We start from the raw sequence: 16805 nt of genomic DNA on the forward strand, positions 1-16805 counted from the left end.
TCTTTTCGTTGTTGACGTGGATAGGGCTTTTGAATATAATTATTGATGTTAAAAATAGAAAAAGGTTGAAAATTGCCGGTGAACGGGGCGAGTACATTGGTTAACCTTCACAGAGAGCCCGGGGAAGGTGGGAACCGGGTAAGGGAGCCATTGGAAAATCACCCGGGAGGTGTCGGCTGAAAAAAGGAGTAGGTCGACCGGTGGCCGCCGTTAAAGGCAAAGAGGGGGTAGAATGATTTACATTCTACCTACGAGGGTGGTACCGCGGGAAAATTGGCCCGTCCCTTGTGGGGCGGGCTTTTAATATTTTTAATATTTCATTCTTTAAAAAATTGTAATAAGAGGTGTGGGAAATATGGATTACGCAAAAACGCTTAATCTACCTCGAACAGATTTTCCCATGAGAGCAAACTTATCTAAAAGGGAGCCCGAAATCATTAAATTTTGGGATGAATTGGATATTTACCGGAAGGTGCAGGAGAAAAATTCCGGGAAGCCCAAGTTTATCCTGCATGACGGGCCCCCCTATGCCAACGGCCACATACACCTCGGTCATACTTTAAACAAAGTGCTTAAGGATATTGTTGTTAAATTTCATTCCATGACCGGTTATGATGCTCCGTATGTTCCGGGGTGGGATACCCACGGCCTGCCTATCGAGCAGCAGGCAATTAAAGAATTAGGTATTAACCGGCATGAAATAGATGCTGTTGAGTTTCGCCGCCGCTGCAAGGAATATGCTCTCAAATTTGTTAATATTCAACGGGAAGAGTTTAAGCGCCTTGGGGTGAGGGGTGATTGGGATAATCCTTATTTAACCTTGATGCCGCATTATGAGGCAAGGCAAATAGGCGTTTTCGGGGAAATGGCCAAGCGAGGTTATATCTATAAGGGCCTTAAACCGGTTTACTGGTGCACCACTTGTGAAACGGCCCTGGCCGATGCAGAAGTGGAATACGGAGAGAAAAAGTCCCCGTCCATATATGTGAAATTTGCGGTTAAAAACGGTAAAGGACTTTTACCAGAGGATAGTACCTTTGTCATTATTTGGACCACCACGCCCTGGACCCTGGTGGCCAACCTGGCTATTACCGTGCACCCCGAATTTGTATACGTGCTGGCGGAGGTTGACGGGGAAAAATATGTGGTGGCCAAGGAACTCCTGGAAAATTTCATTAAGGATGCCGAAATTTCCGAGTCCAGGATAATTAAGGAGTTCAGGGGCCAGGAAATGGAAGGTATCATATGCCGGCATCCCTTTGTAGAGCGGGATTCTATATTGATATTGGGTGACCACGTTACTTTAGAGGCCGGTACCGGTTGTGTTCATACTGCGCCGGGTCATGGTCATGAAGACTATTTGGTGGGCTTAAAGTATAACCTGGATGTTTATTCGCCGGTGAACGGTAAGGGTAAATTTACCGAAGAAGCCGGGGAGTTTGCCGGACAGTTCTATTCTGACGCCAACGAAGGTATTGTTAAAACCTTGAGGGAACAAAATTCTCTGGTCAAAAAGGGCGTTATCAGCCACCAATATCCCCATTGCTGGCGCTGCAAGAACCCTGTCTTATTCCGGGCCACAGAACAGTGGTTTGCTTCTATAGAAGGATTTCGGAAGCAGGCACTGGAAGCCATTCGGGGTGTTCGCTGGATACCGGCATGGGGTGAAGAAAGAATTCATAACATGGTTGCCAGCCGGGGTGACTGGTGCATTTCCAGGCAGCGTACCTGGGGCGTGCCCATACCCATTTTCTACTGTGCCCAGTGCGGCAAGGAGATCATCAACGATACCACCATCAAGCACTTACAAAACATATTCAGGAAACACGGTTCCGATGCCTGGTTTGCATGGAAGGTAGAAGACCTGGTTCCGGCGGATTTATCCTGCCCGGAATGCGGGTTCAGGAAATTTACCAAGGAAACGGATATTATGGATGTTTGGTTCGACAGTGGCACCAGTCACATGGGGGTTCTGGATGAAAAAGAAAAATGGCCCGATTTACGCTGGCCGGCAGATTTATACCTGGAAGGGAGCGACCAGCACCGCGGGTGGTTTAACTCTTCGTTAAGTACTTCGGTAGCAGTAACAGGTAAGGCCCCTTACAGGGCCGTTCTAACCCATGGATTTGTTGTAGATGAAAAAGGCCGTAAAATGAGTAAATCCCTGGGAAACGTAGTTGATCCCCTCAAGGTAATCAAGCAAATGGGGGCGGATATACTCCGCTTGTGGGTAACTTCAGCCGATTACAGGGGAGATTTGGCAGTATCACAAAATATATTAAAGCAGATTACTGAATCCTACCGGAAAATAAGAAATACCGCCCGGTTTATACTGGGGAACTTAAGCGACTTTGATCCTGCCAAGGATCAAGTTTCCCGGGAGGAGCTCAGGGAAATAGACCGGTGGGCCCTTCTGGAATTAAATAAGCTTATCAAACGGGTAATAAAGGCCTACAGGGAGTATGAGTTCCATACCGTTTACCATGCCATCCATAATTTTTGCACTGTAGAAATGAGTGCCCGGTACCTGGACATTGTCAAGGATACCCTTTACTGCCAACCTGCGGCTTCACTGGAGAGGCGGGCTGTGCAGACCGTATTATATAAGACTTTGCATGTACTGGTGCGCCTGCTTGCTCCGGTACTGGCCTTTACCAGCGAGGAAATTTGGCAGCACATGCCTAAAGTAGAAGGAGAACCAGTAAGTGTCCAGCTGACCGATATGCCTGAAATTGATGAAAGTTACCTGGATCCGGAATTGGAGAGCAAGTGGGAACGCTTGCTGCGGGTACGGTCGGCAGTGAACAGGGCCCTGGAAACAGCCCGCAAGGAAAAAATGATTGGCAATTCCCTGGAAGCAGCTGTAACTCTTTACGTGAATGATGATTTTTATGAGTTCCTCAGCCCCGTGAAAAATGACCTGCCCGGTTTGTTTATAGTATCGACGGTACATCTTCTAAAGGACGGTGTGCCTGAAAATGCTTTAACCTTTGAAGAACTACCCGAAGCGGGGGTAGTCGTCCGTAAGGCTGAAGGAAGAAAGTGCGAGCGCTGCTGGAATTATCACGTAGATGTAGGTAAGGACGAGGACTATCCGGAAGTTTGCCCGCGCTGTGCCACGGTACTTAAAGAAATGAGTTTTGAAAGAGAATTGAAAGAATAAAAAAAAATGCAGTTTCCGTTAATTATGGAAACTGCATTTTTTTATACCATGCCTTCCTTTTTCAGCCGCCCGGCTACTTTACCGCCTATACGGCCTGCTTCCGTTGCATTCAAAGCTCCCCAACCTTCGCTGAGGATTTTATCCAGAAGACCTAATTCTTCGGCAACTTCCAGTTTTATTTTTTCTATATATAAATCTTTTTTATTTTTTCTGTTAGCCAATTTTTTTCTCCTTTACAAATATAAGTAATAGGAAACCCTTCTCTAAGGAAAGAGAAGGGTTTCTTAGAGCCCGTAATGACCTGCGCTACGACCATTACGAATCCCTGCTTGATTCCCGACAGCCTTTCGACTATCGAGGATCATTACGAAACCCGTAATGATCTTCGCTCGACTAATACAGATACCTTAAGAGCCAATAGCAGTTTCTCGACTGCTAAAGACCTTATTCTTGGGGGAACCCAGGAAAGACGGAACCTGTATTAATCTTAGCTCGATTGGTAAATATCCCTTACGACCCTGCAAATGATCCTTCAGACCATTGCAAGGGCTCCAGGAACAGTTACCAATCTTCCCGCCGACTAATACCGAGCCCTTATGACCCGGTATTAATCTTTGGCCGACTGTCACAGAGCCTTTTTTAGACCCTGTGACAATCTGGGCTCGGCCATTACGGACCCTTGTTAATTACTATTCTATACAGAGGGGTTAAAAATATTCAGGAACATTTTACTAAAAACCTTGCTTTGAGCATGGAGGGGCCTGGAGCGGCCTTAAGTCAATTTCCTGGTTTAAACAGTTGGATGGGCCCGCCAGCGGTCTGTATTTCGGAAGCCGCTTATCCCACTTAGGCAAAAAATTTGCGCGTTGGCCCCTTTTTACTGGCCTATTCCATTATTTATTCATACACTTAGAACACTAAATCTTTATAAATAAGGGGTGTGGCTTGTGGAGAACTTCCAGGCCGGCAAGGTGGCAATCAGTAATTTTTTATCCCAGGTGGAGACAGAATGCAAATCCAGGGATTCAAGAGTTTTCCGCCTGCGCGGGGTACCTGCTGCAAGGGAAAACGGGCCGATTTACATCGAGGTGGGAGTTAAGCTGCGGGAGGGAGCAGAGGTTAAATTACCCTTGGCGGTGTCTTACAGCCGTGTGCTGGAAGGGGATGTGCCAACAATAGTGAGCAGCATCCTCATGACGGTTGACCGTTATAGCTGGGGGCTGACGTAAAAAGGGAGGCATTTTGTGTATGCCTCCTTAATTCTGTAGCCCGTTACCTGCAATCCTTTAAAAAATCGCAAGTTTGTTCACCCCATTCATTTGTCCTCTGTTGCTTGCTAATAAACTGATCGCAGGGACGGGCAGACGGTTCAATTTGCTTGTGAAACTTTTCGCACATCGCTACAGAAAGGGGCCGCCACTGTTTGAAAAAACAGCAATCCTTGCACCACATAAAGTAGTCACCCCTCGGGGAGATATTTTTTTATCCATTATATATAAAAATAGCTTATTTCTAAAGTATATTAACTATAAATAAATAAAAAATAGGGCTTTATTTCTAGCCCCATTATAAGGAGAATACAACTGAAAAATAACATATCAATTTTGAGGAGGCATATGGTAACTGTCCTAAACTCATGTTACAGTATAGGTTTAGGTTTTTCAATAGTTTAATACGGGAAATCACCCGTTGTATAATTCTGGATTCAACAGGATAAACAGGATATAGAAATATTGAATTGCAATAGCTGACAAAATATGAAACAACGAAATCCAGGGTAGCGGGGAAATTAATCCAACCGGCTGGAGGCATCTGCCAGCATCCGGCGTATGGGCAGATTATAGGGGCACTTATCTTCACACTCGCCGCATTCGACACACGAGTCCGCTTTTGAGGGTAAAGCCCGGTAGCGTTCCCTGGCCCACTTTTTTAAATCATACCTGGTAAAGTAGCCGTCCAGCAAGAATACCATGGGTATATCAATTCCTTGCGGGCAAGGCTGGCAATACTCGCAGCGCCTGCAAAAAACATTGCCAAGCCTTTCGGCCTTTTCTTCCAGCTTTTTTCGTTCTTCCGGGGTCAAAGGAGCCGGGTTTTTTCCCACCAAAGTATTCTCATCCACCTGTCCCGGCGTATCCATTCCGGGGATTACAGTGGAGACGGGGTATTCCAGGATAAAACGCAGGGCTAGATTTGCATCCTTTAAGGCTCCCCCGGCCAGGGGTTTCATTATTATAATACCGGCATTCATTTCCCCGGCCAGGGAGAATAATTCCCGGGAACCTTCCAATTCCACTGCGTTAAAGGGAAACTGAACGGTTTCTATCTCTCCTGTTTTAAGGGCCTCACAAAGAATATTCTTTATATGGCCTGTAATGCCAATATGTTTAATCAAGCCATTCTTTTTTGCTTCCTTTAAGGCGGAAAGGGCGCCCTGGGGGCTTAAAATTTGTTCCAGGGTATCTTTATCCTTAACATTGTGGAGCTGGTAAAGGTCAATATAGTCCACCCCAAGGGCGGCTAAACTTTTTTCAATATCCCGGGCCATGTCTCTCTTGGTTCTGGCCATGGATTTGGTTGCAATTACCGCTTCTTTTCTCCTGTTTTTCAAAACCGCCCCCAGTTTTGCCTCGCTGTCGGTATATCCCCGGGCTGTATCAAAAAAATTTATTCCTTGGTCCAGGGCTCTGTTTATTGTTGCGGAGGCTTCTGCAGTAGAAACCCGTTGAATGGGAATGCCCCCGAAACCTATAACGGATACCTTAAGGCCAGTTTTGCCGAGAATTCTGTACTCCATGAATGCTTCCTCCACTTTTTTATTGAGCATGATTTATCGGTGCCGGGCTGGTTACCTCGGCTTGGCTTAAGCTGTTAAGTGCACTGCGCAAGTTACTTGTCAGGGGGAACCCGGACACATTTTTTTCAAACTCTACTCCTGCTTCTGCAAGAAAATACCTGCCAGCACCAGGGCCCCGCCTATTCCCTGCCAGGCGGAAATACTTTCCTGTAAAAACCACATGCCTAAAATAGCCGTTGATACCGGCTCAAAGGTGCTTATAATGGCTGCCCGGGATGCTCCTATCCTTTTGACTCCTTGAAAGAGGGCAGCCAGGGCCACCACCGTACATACAATTCCCAGAACAAGCAGAGCTCCCCAGGCTTTGGGGGAAAAGTCAAATTTCAGTTGCCCCGTTGTTATTCCCAGTGCGGAAAAAAATATGGCAATTATACCCGTCATGTACGTGTTATATACCGGCACTTCAATGTGACTTATTAACTTAGTGCTGCCAACCAGGAAAATGGCATTCATTACCGCTGCTCCGGTGGATAATCCCACACCCCGCATGTCCAGCCCGTTAAGAGGTTGGCCCAGTATTATGGCGCACCCGCTTAAAGTTAGAAAAAGGGCCGTTATCTTACGCCAGTTCAAAGACTCCTTTAAAAATGTATAGGCTAAAAAAGTTACAATGGTAGGATAAAGATAAAGAAAAAGAATGGCCAGGGCCGCTGGTATGTAGCGGAAGGAATTAAATAGCAACAGCACGGTGGTGGATTGCGCGCCAATGGCCAGGACCGCTATTCGGGCAATGTCTGCGTTAGGAAGCATGAAGGATTTTTTCCACAATAAAAGGCCGGCGCCAAAAAAGACGGCAGCAATTATATAGCGCACGGCCAGGGCGGAAATTACATTTACCCCGCCGGAATAAGCTATTTTTGCGGCCACCGCTTCGGTGCTAAGGCTTATGGTGGCGATAAGCACCAGTATTATTCCTATAGTTTGTTCTTTTTTACTCTGTTTCGCCGGCATTTTGTTTCAACTTTTCCCTTCGCTGGGCTAAGTTTAAATTTATACCATTAATATTATAAGTCTAATCCTTTAATCATGAAAGTGTATAAAAGTACATAGCCGGCACCGGCTCATATCAAATTCCCGGCGGGCTTATTACCCAAAGGCCCTCTGCCTCTTCTGTACCCGTATTAATAATACTTGTAGGATTTTTAAAAATAAAATAAGCGGCATCTCCTTCTTCAAGTACATATCTATTGTTTCCGGAAATTATTTCCACTCTGCCTTTTAACAGGAAAATAAAATCTTCCCGTTCCTGGTGGAAAAAATCCATTTCAGTATTTTTACCGCCGGGCTTTATTTTAAAAACGATTGGCTGCATTTTTTTATCCCTGGAACCCAGAAAAGTGAGCAATTCTAAAGAAAGTTGGGGATTATCCGTTACCAGGCGGCGACGGCGGTTCTTTCGAATAATGATCCATTCTTCCGGCAATTCTTCTTCCACCAGCAAACTGAGACTGGTATTAAGGTGGGTGGCAATACTTTTTAAGGTGGAAAAGGACGGCGATACTTTATTTTGCTCCAGCTGATAAATATAGCTGGCTGTAACGCCTACCTTTTCCGCCAGCTCTCGGACACTGAGATTATTGTTTAAGCGCAACTTTTTTATTCTGGCTCCAAGATCCACGTTATCCTCTCCGAATAATCACTGGTGGTAATAATTTTAAACTGCAGTATTTATTATACCAGCTAAACCATGCCAGGGTAGCATTCTGTTGCACATTTATTAAAAATATGCCCGGCTATGCAAATATAACCGTAAGTACAAGGCCGGCCACAGCTAAAAAAGTCCCCATTGCCCACGAGACTGTGCGATCAATTCTTTGGGCAAGGTTGTCAAGGCGCTTATTTACCGCCAGATAGTCTTCGTGTCGGCTTTTAGTTATACCCATAATATTAGTTACTGCCTGGTCTATTTTCCCTTCCATCGTTTTTTCCAATTGTTGCAATTTTTCCCTGATTTCTACCATATCCCGCTTTAACTTCTCTTCGAATCTGCCTTCCATCCCTTGTATTTGTTCCCGCAATTCCCTAATATCCATTTCTAATTTCTCAAAATATTTTTCTTTCCAGTCCATTGTACCACCTTTTCTTTCTAGAGGTAAAAATTTGCCAAAATTGACCTGTTATATAATATGTAAGATGTTTACAAAAGGACCAAAGGGACAGTAACAATTTTATTTATTGCCCGTATTTTTATTTATTGCCGTATAAAGTATTTGGATGATACAATTCCGGAAGGGAGGGAAAAAATGTGAAGAAGTTTCTTATTATTTTTATATTAGCGGGAGGGCTGCTAACGGGTTCGGGCTGTACCGGCCTGGAAACGGTACAATTTTGGAAACAAGATGAAAAAGAATCCCGGCAGGCTCTAACAGAAAATACGAAGTCTAAAATGAAAAAGAATTTTAATATCATAACAGCGGACCAAATTAACGGGCAGGAAAAATTAAGCTTCTATAATTCGCAGGATTACGTGGAAATTGCCAGCTTTATACAGAAGAGTACCCTTGATAATTTTATTTCCGGGATATTGCAAGGGGAGAAGACCAAGACCGGTGATAATCCGTATCTTGTGGGTGAAAATACCAAAGAAGAATTGGAGCAGCTTGAAGAAAAAATAATTCAGGTTAATCCTGTAGATTGGAAGATTATAAAAATTATCCCGGTAAAAGATGAAGTGATGCTGGTGGCGGTGGAATACCGTTTGCCCGACGGCAGGACAGTAATTTCAGACAAATTTATGGTTAAATTTAAGGCTGAAAACTGGTTTATAGATTTTAAGTCTTTTGACCATTCATTTACCAAGGTGGCCCAATTTGCTGCTGCCGGGCGGGGCCCTTCTTAACAGTTTTCTATGGTACGGCAGAGAATGCACAGGGGCGAAAGGATGGAGAAATCCCCCGTGAAAACAGTTTATTTTCAAGGCATAGAAAAGGATTTTAACTTTTCAAGGTTGAACAATTAAATTAAGGGGGTTAGGAGATGGGGTTTCGAGATTTGCCCGGTCCGGCCAGGGTTTTCCTGGCCATGTTCGCATGGGGAGTAATATTGTGGCTATTTACTTTGGGTAATCCTTCCTTTGTTCCTGTGGCAAAATTTCTGTTTATTGTACTGGTTATACCTAATGGAATGGTAGAATGGTTAAGGGATAAGAATATTATAAAAGACTCCTTTAGCTTGTATGTACGGATAGCTTTTATAATCGCGGGAGGAATCATATGGTACTTCTATTACAGATAAACAGGAAGGTGGTAAATAATGGTAGAGAAAAATATTGTACCGGACGGGAAACATACGGAAAAATTGATATCCACCGTGAAAAAGGATTTGTTGTGGCTGCTGGTTAGCCTGGCGGTGGCAGTGGGTGCAGCGTTTGTAGCAAATATGTTTATAACCATATAAAAAGGGGGTGCGAGAGCGCAGCCCCTTTTTACGGCCATTTAACGGGTACCGTTACTTTTATCAATTCAGAACCGTTATCAGGGTCCCTTCCATATACCTCCACTCGTCCTTTATCTCCCTTCGGAGGGTCAAATTTGATACTCATTTCGAAGTCTCCGCGTTCAGGAGCACTTTTAGTGGCTGTGATGTGTTTTTGAGCCAGAATTTTGTTATTGCTGTCTACCAGTTGAACACTGATCTTACCTTCCCATACCCGGGCACTACCTTTTACCAGCATGGGTACTCCCACCACTTGATCCTGTTGCGGGTGTATTACCCAGATAGCCGGTTCATATACTTTAGATATATCCCGCTTAAACGGTTGATCATAAAGGCCAACATGCCCCCACCAGTCCCGGGCCCTACCGTCAACCTTTCCTTCCACCTGAAAGGAAACTTTTTCCACATCCGGAAATTCCGTAAGAGTATTAACAATGCTTTGGATACCGAGAATTTCTCCTTCGGAGCCGGCGTTGGTATTTAGAACTTCCTCGGAAAAGTTCACAATTGCCGTTGCATTTTCCACCTTTACGTCCAGCACCCGGGTATCGTGAGGTATGATGTTAATAGCCCCTTCTGTTTCAGGTTTGGCCTTTATCAGTTCCTCCACTGCTGCCCGAAGCGGTTCGTCCGTGTAGGGAATAGTGTGAACTTCTCTCACCAGGTAAGCGTCATCCGGTGTGTATTTTACATAATATACGGCAATGTTCATATTTTCTTTTTTTATTTCATCTTTGACTTGTACGTTTTGGCTATTTTTACTTTGCCGCTTTTCATTAAGACAACCGGAAATTAATGTAACGCCTGTAATAAGAATTAAGATAACCAATACTAATTTGGTGTTTAAGAGTCTCGTAGGTGAGTGCATGAATATCTTTACTCCTCTCAGTTATTTAAAAACCTTATTTTGTGATATTATACTGGTAAAGCAAAAAAGTTCTTCTGAAAAAAAATTTCCCAAAAAGGGAAAATTTTAATCAAAAGGATCATATTTATGATGTTCCGTTACATGCCCGCTGGCATAATGCTCCACTTTTTCCAGGGCCTGGTTTATTTTCTTAGAAAATACGGCCGATATAACTCCTATTGCTGCAACGATAGCTAATCCATCCCAGAAAATATTCCAGTTCCCCAAATTTCATTACCCCCTTGTGGTTCTCGGGTCTCGCCCCGCACCTGTATCTATACCTTATAGACTGAAAAAATCAAATAAGGCTTAAGAATTTTAATATTTTTCCCATTAGTATATCATATAACTACATGCAAAACAATAAAGTTAAAACCCAAAGTCCGTGTCAAGATTCAGTAGGTATCTTTTAACATGAGACCTCACCGCTTAAAACATTAGTTTTACGGCGGCGGCCTTGACAGCCACCCCGCATGTGATATAGTTTCAGTACCGACGGGGCGGCTCCGGGGAACATGCTGCATACTTTAGCATACCCCGCCGGCTTGTACATTTTATCACATGCGGGGACCCCGGCTGTCAAGGCTACCCTCCGGCGCCGCCTGAAAACCTCAAAGGCTCTCCAAGGAACATGCTTTTACAAAAGAGCAGAAAAGCTGGGACGGCTAAGTTCACGTAAAACATACTTAATCCACAGCCGGTCAGCAAAAGGACCCTTTAAAGCCGGAACAGACGCCTGCAGCCATTTTTCCACATCCTCTGTTTTTTGTTTTTCGACTGGCTTTAACTGCGCAATTTCTCTCAATTTCCGGTGTTTCACCGGCCAGCGCAAAGTATAATTGCCAAGCTCCCCGTTTGCCTTAGCGGCCAAAACACGGGCCATCCGGTCTCCTCCAGGGATTGTCCACCTGGCTCCCAGGCGTTTCATCCGCCGGGCCACGTTGTGTTGAATCTGCCCTTCAATGGTGCCCAAACGTTTTGCTCCCGGCGAGGCAGCGATCCCCGCCCAGTTTTCCTCAAGATAATGCAGAAGTTTGGTGATCCTCTTCTTCCGGTTGCCCCTGGTGTTTTTTGCTGCTTCCGTAAGAACTCTTTGGGTCTCCTCCCAGTTACCCTGGGAAATGGCCAGGGCCACCTTCCGGTAGGTTTCTTCGTCGTACCAGAGGGCCTCGGTTAAATGCCTGCTCAGGTGGTATGGGTCTAAGCGATACACAGCGCCGGGAAAGTAATCAATTCCCTGCTTGGACCAGTCTGCCCCGTCGCCGCCGATGAAGATCCTTTCGGTTTGGCTCAGGTCCCATTTTCCCCCGGCTACGGCATAGTTTTCTTCCCAGGCTGCCTTACCGTCATTTAGGCTGCTTAAAACAAGCTTGTTTTTCAGGGCGAAGCGACCTTGGCCAATTTGTTCCTTCCCTTCGTAGACGACCATATGCTTAATTTCTCCTCTTTTCTCTTTTGTCTTCTGCAGGCGGATTATCACTCCGTCGGCTTCGATACACAGCTCCGGGGTTACCTCTTTCCCGCCGGGAGCTTCGCCCTTTTCAAAAACCGCTGCCCTTTTTTCTTCTCCTTCTTGCTGCAAGACTTCTCCCACTTCTTGGGTAGCCTGCCAGACGGTCATGGGACTTAGGCCGGAAACAAGGTGGTTTAAGATCTCGGCGGCACGGGCAAAGGAAAGTTCGGTGCTTAGTTTGACGGCCAGTTCTTTTAAACGGGGGGTGATCTTGGCCCGGGCTGGCCAGCCCAGCAGCTCGTCTAAAAAGAATTTGGTTTCCCCGGTTTTTTTGTTCCTGTACAGGCGCCTTTTGAAGAGAAATTCCCCAAAGGTGCTTACTGCTGTTTTAGCCCGAAAGCCGACCACTTCCCAGGTGCTCCGGTCACGTTCATTCATCAGGCGGGTATCGATCTGTTCCAGGGCCCAGGTGAAAATTTGGTTGCAGACTGCCTGGCACAGCTCATGGATGCCTTTTTCAAGCTCATAAAAGTCTTTGCACTCGCCAATTAATTTAGTTAGGCCAGAACCGAATAGAAGGACTGCCCCCACTATGTGGCGAATATTTAACATGAGACCTCGCCCTCCTTTAATTTCCGTTGGAGTGTTTTTGGGGTGAGGTCTCATTTCTATTTCTAGGAGGTTGATTTCCTTCTGGTGCCTACTGAAATTTTACACGGCCAAACCCAAAACTACTGGACTTTGGGCCTTTTTCTTTAATAACGGGTTACCTTTTATTGCTTTAATTATAAGATTTTGGAAGGAAAATATATTTACTTGACAGAGCCGGCTTTTTAAGGTTACAATTTTTACGTAAAGTTACCAATAAGTGACGGTTGATTAATCTTTATGAATACTGTATAATGTAACCTTGCCACCGGCAAGTTCAAAAGTACGGTGGGTAGTCGCTGCTTGCCTTATCAGGGCAGGTAGAGGAAAGTCGAGACACGCACACTGTTCGGGCCCTTGGTTCCGGGCAGTGTTAAAACGGTGCCCGGCGCAAGCCGGGGCAGGGCGACCTGACGACGGCGAAAGAAACCCTCCGGGTTTCAAGTAGCCATAAAGTGCCACAGAAACTAGGTCTCCTGGCAACAGGGGAGTGGAACTGGTAAACTCCACCGGCGTGCAACCCAAATAGGCGGCCTTTGAGCCGCGGGTAGGGGCACCCCCGAGAGGGGGAGGGGAAACCGGCTTAACGGCTTCCCCTAGATAGATGACTACCCTCGACAGAATCTCGCTTATAGCCGTGCTTTTGAACGGGTGGCAGCGGAAAATTTGTCCTGCCGTGTGCGATAACTTGCCTGTTTTTCAACCACATGTGAAAGCAGGGAGCTTAGGTTCGCTGGCAGATGGCAAGCCGCCTGAGAGCGGAAGTCAGAAGCCAGTGACCGGGCACCCACCTGGAAGAGGTGGGTTTGAGAAAACGGCAAGTAACGGCACAGCGGGGAAACAGTGAGACAGCAGGAAAGTCTCCGGTCAGCCGGACCGGAGGCTTTTTATTTTTTTGCCCGGTAGGGCAAAATGCCCGTGCCGCTTTGGCGGTACTGGTAGGGAGCGGAGGTTAACTTGTCCCAGAGCTAAAGTTATTTTTCAGAGCAGGAAATCAAAGGAGTTTGTTGAAGAATGTAAAAAACAACGGGGTAAAATATACAAAGTCTATTTAACCAGGAGGGTTAGGGTATGAAGACCTATTATTACGATCCAGAAGAAGGCAAGCTTGTCAGTGACACTGAAAAATTAGCCAAAGAATTAATTATGTTGATACCTAATTTTTTAAAGTTAGTTTATCGTTTAATGCGTGATTCCCGTGTACCTGTGCAGAATAAAGTTCTCTTAGGGGCTGCTGTGGCTTATATTTTATCACCCATAGATATTGTGCCCGACTTTATTCCACTGCTGGGCCAGGTGGATGATATATTGGCCGTGGCTCTTGTTTTAAAGGGACTGTTTGAAGCTGCCGGCGAAGAAGTTGTTTTGGAGCACTGGGACGGGCCGGAAGGATTGCTTGATATAATTAATTCCATTTTAAATGTGGCAGTTCAGATTTTACCCAAAAAGGCCTATGAGCGGGTAAATAAAAAGTTTTAGCCGTTTTTTTAAGGGTGAGTATTTTGCTTTTAGATAGTAACCTTTATGAATTATTGCAAAAAGCTAACGGGAGGCTTAAAGGGCGCACTTATAAAAATACAGCCAAGGAGATTCGCCGACAATTGGAACAATTTGTCGGGTTTTTTTTAACGCTTAAGCCATTAGCACCTGAAGAGATAAATTCCCTTTCCGGAAAAAGGCCTGTTGTTGCTGTAGATGGCTCGGTGAATTCCGCCGGCGCGTCTTTCCCTCATGTTCTCTACCTGTTCCAGGCTTACGCCAAATCTTCTTCGGGTGGCGGTACGGTACTTTCCGATATATTGTGCCCCCTTTTACCTGAACATTACAAGCGGCTGTCAAAGTTTACCAAAGGTGAAAATCTGTCCGAGGAATATATGTTGGTCCAGGCCAAGAACCATATTTTAACTGCCCTGGAACTGCAGGCGGCCGTGGAAGCGGTAAAAAAGTACCGCCCGTGGTTGGTACTCTTTGACGGGGGTTTTATGCGTTTTACCCGCCATGCTCCGGCGGAATGGGAAAATTATTGCCTCCTTGCCCGGTCATCGGGGATACTTTCAGTAGGTATTATAGAAGAGGCCGAGTCCTTCGGTCTTTCCCGGGCTCTGGGAATAACAGGGGGTGAAGAAACGCCGGTTTATGACCGGGAGTTGCTTTTCGGCATCATGGAGCCCGGTGAATGTTTTCTGGCCGACCCGGAGCTGGAAATCAAGTCTGAATTTTACACGGTATTTGCCCGCCTGTCCCGGAGCCCGCAGGCGACGGCCTATGACTTTATTCCGGAAAATGCGGATGATGTGGTTAATGTTATGCGCTACCTTTATACCATAACCCCTTCTGGTTCCAGGGGGGTTCCGCTGTTTCTCGATATGGTTGATGCAGAGGTGCGCATTACCCGGCGGGACATGGAGTTACTTTTGTCGGCTTACCTGGATGCCGGGGTTAGGGAAAAATTTTTCGTTCCTCACCGGCAGAGGAGGGATTATTGATTCAAATGCAAGTGGTTGGGGCTACTACCCAACAAGAGGTTTGGGTGGCTTCCCGGGAGCGAAAGTTTATCATAAATGAAATACTCTTAATTGAAGATCCGGCAAGAGGCAATCCCCGGGGCGAGGTGGTTGAGACCCAGAGTTTCAACCGCTATATACCCCTGGCGACGGAGGCCAACGGCCTGATCGATGAGCGGGTGCTGGCCGGCTTAAAGGCGGTAGGTTATAGTGTGGAGGACGAAGAGATTAATATTGCCAGGCTGCGCATTATAGGTGAAATTTCCACGCCCGTGGCGGTAGGGTGCCGGGTACGCCTGCCAAGATTTTATGAAGTTGAGGATTTATTGGTGCGCAAGCGCCCGGATGCCGGCTTAACCCTGGGAACCATAAGGGGAACCGGCAATCTCCTGCCGGATCTCCCCCATAATCTTTCCGATATTTTATCTTTATACGAGCGAGATGCCGGAATACGGGCCCAAGACGGGGTGCCCTTTATTTTTGACTATAAGTCAATGAACGAGTATCCCCATATAGGTATTTTCGGAGGGTCGGGTTCCGGAAAGTCCTTTGGCCTGCGGGTGCTGTTGGAAGAATTCATGCTTAAAAGGGTTCCGGCAGTGGTGCTCGACCCTCACTGGGAAATGGATTTTTCCACTCCCTTTGCAGGGCTTCCGGACAAGCACAGGCTGGATTTTACCGGGCGTTACCAGTTATTTGTGGTCGGGGTGGATGTGGGGGTGGATTTTACCGATTTGAAGGCCTCGGAATTGGTAAGCCTGTTGGGCTCCGGTGAACCCCTCAGTGAGGCCATGGCCAACGCGGTATATACCCTGCACGACTCCAGGGACTCTTATGCCTCTTTTTCCGCCAAGCTCCACGGCTTGATTGCCGTAATGGAAGACGAATCCCTTGCCAGGCAGGACCCAACTACTATAGATGATCCCGCTGAAGGGGAAAGGCTGGAGCACTTGCAGCAGCTGTACAGAAAGTATAAGGACCGGGTTGGACACTTATCTTCTTTGAAAGGGATTGCCTGGAGGCTTAACGGGCTCGAGCGAGAAGGAATTTTTACCGCGGGCACGGCTCCTGTGGAGGAGGCGGTGTTAAGGGGCAAGCTGGCGGTGGTAAGGGGGCCGGTTAAACTGTTGCAGGTCTACGGGGCCTACCTTTTTGAGCGCCTTTACCGCAAGCGGAGGGATTACCAGGACGCGCGCCAGAAGGGCGAGCAGGCTGAATGGTTCCCGCCGTTTTTGCTGGTTACCGATGAAGCCCATAATTTTGCCATGAAAGGTGACCGTGATTCGTACAGCAAGAGGGTGATGCGGGGTATCGCCCAGGAAGGACGCAAATACGGGGTTAATCTATGTGTGGCCACTCAGCGGCCGGCCCTTTTGGATGATACTGTAACGGCACAATTAAACACAAAAATTATCTTTCGTACCGTCAGGGCTACTGATATCAACGTCATAAAGGAGGAAACGGATATCGGGGCGGAAGAGGCCCGGCGCCTTCCTTATCTTAATTCCGGGAATGCATTTATTTCTTCCGCCATAACCGGGAGGACGGTTCCTGTTCGCTTTCGCTGTGCTGCCACGGCGAGTCCCCATACCAAAAATCCCTTTGACGAGCTAGAAGAAAAATATAATACTGATGAAGATAATTTCTGGAAAGTAATTAAGGATAAATTACCCTTTGCTACCCATGAGGTGCACTTGTTGCTGGATACCATTTCCAAGGAGCTGGGCAGGCCGCTGGAAGCCAATCAATTGGTGGAACGAATGCGGGAACTGGTGGCGGCAGGCAAAGTGGTGGCAGAAGAAACACCCTTTGGGACCAAATTTTATGCCAGGTAGGTA

General features: G+C 46.4%; 17 protein-coding genes, 2 other RNA genes and 1 other annotated feature. Of the genes, 10 read left to right on the plus strand and 9 right to left on the minus strand.

The annotated features are described in order from the left end of the window. Positions 1-69: 69 nt before the first annotated feature. Positions 70-289: a binding site (T-box leader), on the plus strand. 66 nt (positions 290-355) lie between these two features. Next, positions 356-3163 carry an isoleucine--tRNA ligase gene (gene ileS, locus ACX4JR_RS05625; RefSeq protein ID WP_476060042.1) on the plus strand — a complete coding sequence of 936 codons (2808 nt, stop codon included), beginning with the start codon at positions 356-358 and terminating at the stop codon, positions 3161-3163. A gap of 41 nt (positions 3164-3204) precedes the next feature. Here the strand turns inward: ileS and ACX4JR_RS05630 are convergent, their stop codons facing one another. After that, positions 3205-3384 (minus strand): small, acid-soluble spore protein, alpha/beta type, encoded by a 180-nt coding sequence (locus ACX4JR_RS05630; RefSeq protein ID WP_476060043.1) that lies wholly within the window; start codon positions 3382-3384, stop codon positions 3205-3207. 726 nt (positions 3385-4110) lie between these two features. On the opposite strand from ACX4JR_RS05630, the gene ACX4JR_RS05635 reads away from it, so the two are divergent. Further along, positions 4111-4392: a hypothetical protein gene (locus ACX4JR_RS05635; RefSeq protein ID WP_476060044.1), complete on the plus strand. Its 282-nt coding sequence runs from the start codon at positions 4111-4113 to the stop codon at positions 4390-4392. Positions 4393-4952: 560 nt separating this feature from the next. Here ACX4JR_RS05635 and ACX4JR_RS05640 read toward each other — a convergent pair. The 4 genes from ACX4JR_RS05640 to ACX4JR_RS05655 all read right to left on the minus strand — a co-directional run bounded on the left by ACX4JR_RS05640 (position 4953) and on the right by ACX4JR_RS05655 (position 8089). After that, entirely contained in the window at positions 4953-5990 is a 1038-nt protein-coding gene (locus ACX4JR_RS05640; RefSeq protein WP_476060045.1) for an aldo/keto reductase, read from the minus strand. Positions 5991-6092: 102 nt separating this feature from the next. Further along, positions 6093-6971: a DMT family transporter gene (locus ACX4JR_RS05645; RefSeq protein ID WP_476060046.1), complete on the minus strand. Its 879-nt coding sequence runs from the start codon at positions 6969-6971 to the stop codon at positions 6093-6095. Between the two features lie 115 nt (positions 6972-7086). Further along, the gene (locus tag ACX4JR_RS05650; RefSeq protein WP_476060047.1) at positions 7087-7638 is read right to left on the minus strand and encodes a helix-turn-helix domain-containing protein; all 552 of its coding nucleotides are present in this window, start codon (positions 7636-7638) and stop codon (positions 7087-7089) included. A gap of 115 nt (positions 7639-7753) precedes the next feature. Further along, complete coding sequence (locus ACX4JR_RS05655; protein ID WP_476060048.1) at positions 7754-8089, minus strand: hypothetical protein; 336 nt, start codon at positions 8087-8089, stop codon at positions 7754-7756. Positions 8090-8265: 176 nt separating this feature from the next. On the opposite strand from ACX4JR_RS05655, the gene ACX4JR_RS05660 reads away from it, so the two are divergent. From ACX4JR_RS05660 to ACX4JR_RS05670, 3 genes are all read left to right on the plus strand, one after another. Then, entirely contained in the window at positions 8266-8859 is a 594-nt protein-coding gene (locus ACX4JR_RS05660; protein ID WP_476060049.1) for a hypothetical protein, read from the plus strand. A gap of 137 nt (positions 8860-8996) precedes the next feature. Further along, the gene (locus ACX4JR_RS05665) at positions 8997-9254 is read left to right on the plus strand and encodes a hypothetical protein (RefSeq protein ID WP_476060050.1); all 258 of its coding nucleotides are present in this window, start codon (positions 8997-8999) and stop codon (positions 9252-9254) included. A gap of 18 nt (positions 9255-9272) precedes the next feature. After that, the gene (locus ACX4JR_RS05670) at positions 9273-9416 is read left to right on the plus strand and encodes a hypothetical protein (protein WP_476060051.1); all 144 of its coding nucleotides are present in this window, start codon (positions 9273-9275) and stop codon (positions 9414-9416) included. A gap of 28 nt (positions 9417-9444) precedes the next feature. Here ACX4JR_RS05670 and ACX4JR_RS05675 read toward each other — a convergent pair whose 3' ends face one another. The 4 genes from ACX4JR_RS05675 to ACX4JR_RS05690 form a co-directional block, all read right to left on the minus strand. Beyond that, positions 9445-10323: a GerMN domain-containing protein gene (locus ACX4JR_RS05675; RefSeq protein ID WP_476060052.1), complete on the minus strand. Its 879-nt coding sequence runs from the start codon at positions 10321-10323 to the stop codon at positions 9445-9447. Positions 10324-10428: 105 nt separating this feature from the next. Then, entirely contained in the window at positions 10429-10590 is a 162-nt protein-coding gene (locus ACX4JR_RS05680; protein ID WP_476060053.1) for a hypothetical protein, read from the minus strand. Positions 10591-10771: 181 nt separating this feature from the next. Beyond that, complete coding sequence (locus tag ACX4JR_RS05685) at positions 10772-10945, minus strand: hypothetical protein (RefSeq protein WP_476057841.1); 174 nt, start codon at positions 10943-10945, stop codon at positions 10772-10774. A gap of 54 nt (positions 10946-10999) precedes the next feature. Further along, complete coding sequence (locus ACX4JR_RS05690) at positions 11000-12427, minus strand: ISLre2 family transposase (RefSeq protein WP_476057840.1); 1428 nt, start codon at positions 12425-12427, stop codon at positions 11000-11002. A 320-nt stretch (positions 12428-12747) separates the two neighbouring features. Here ACX4JR_RS05690 and rnpB point away from each other — a divergent pair. From rnpB to ACX4JR_RS05715, 5 genes are all read left to right on the plus strand, one after another. Next, positions 12748-13100: RNase P RNA component class B (gene rnpB, locus ACX4JR_RS05695), an RNA gene on the plus strand. A 28-nt stretch (positions 13101-13128) separates the two neighbouring features. Next, positions 13129-13306, plus strand: a non-coding RNA gene (ssrS, locus tag ACX4JR_RS05700) — 6S RNA. 228 nt (positions 13307-13534) lie between these two features. Beyond that, positions 13535-13942 (plus strand): YkvA family protein, encoded by a 408-nt coding sequence (locus tag ACX4JR_RS05705; RefSeq protein WP_476060054.1) that lies wholly within the window; start codon positions 13535-13537, stop codon positions 13940-13942. A gap of 53 nt (positions 13943-13995) precedes the next feature. After that, positions 13996-14949 (plus strand): DNA double-strand break repair nuclease NurA, encoded by a 954-nt coding sequence (locus ACX4JR_RS05710; protein WP_476060055.1) that lies wholly within the window; start codon positions 13996-13998, stop codon positions 14947-14949. 5 nt (positions 14950-14954) lie between these two features. Beyond that, the gene (locus tag ACX4JR_RS05715; RefSeq protein WP_476060483.1) at positions 14955-16802 is read left to right on the plus strand and encodes an ATP-binding protein; all 1848 of its coding nucleotides are present in this window, start codon (positions 14955-14957) and stop codon (positions 16800-16802) included. Positions 16803-16805: the final 3 nt, after the last annotated feature.

This window comes from Desulfofundulus sp. JL263-se, from assembly GCF_056316025.1.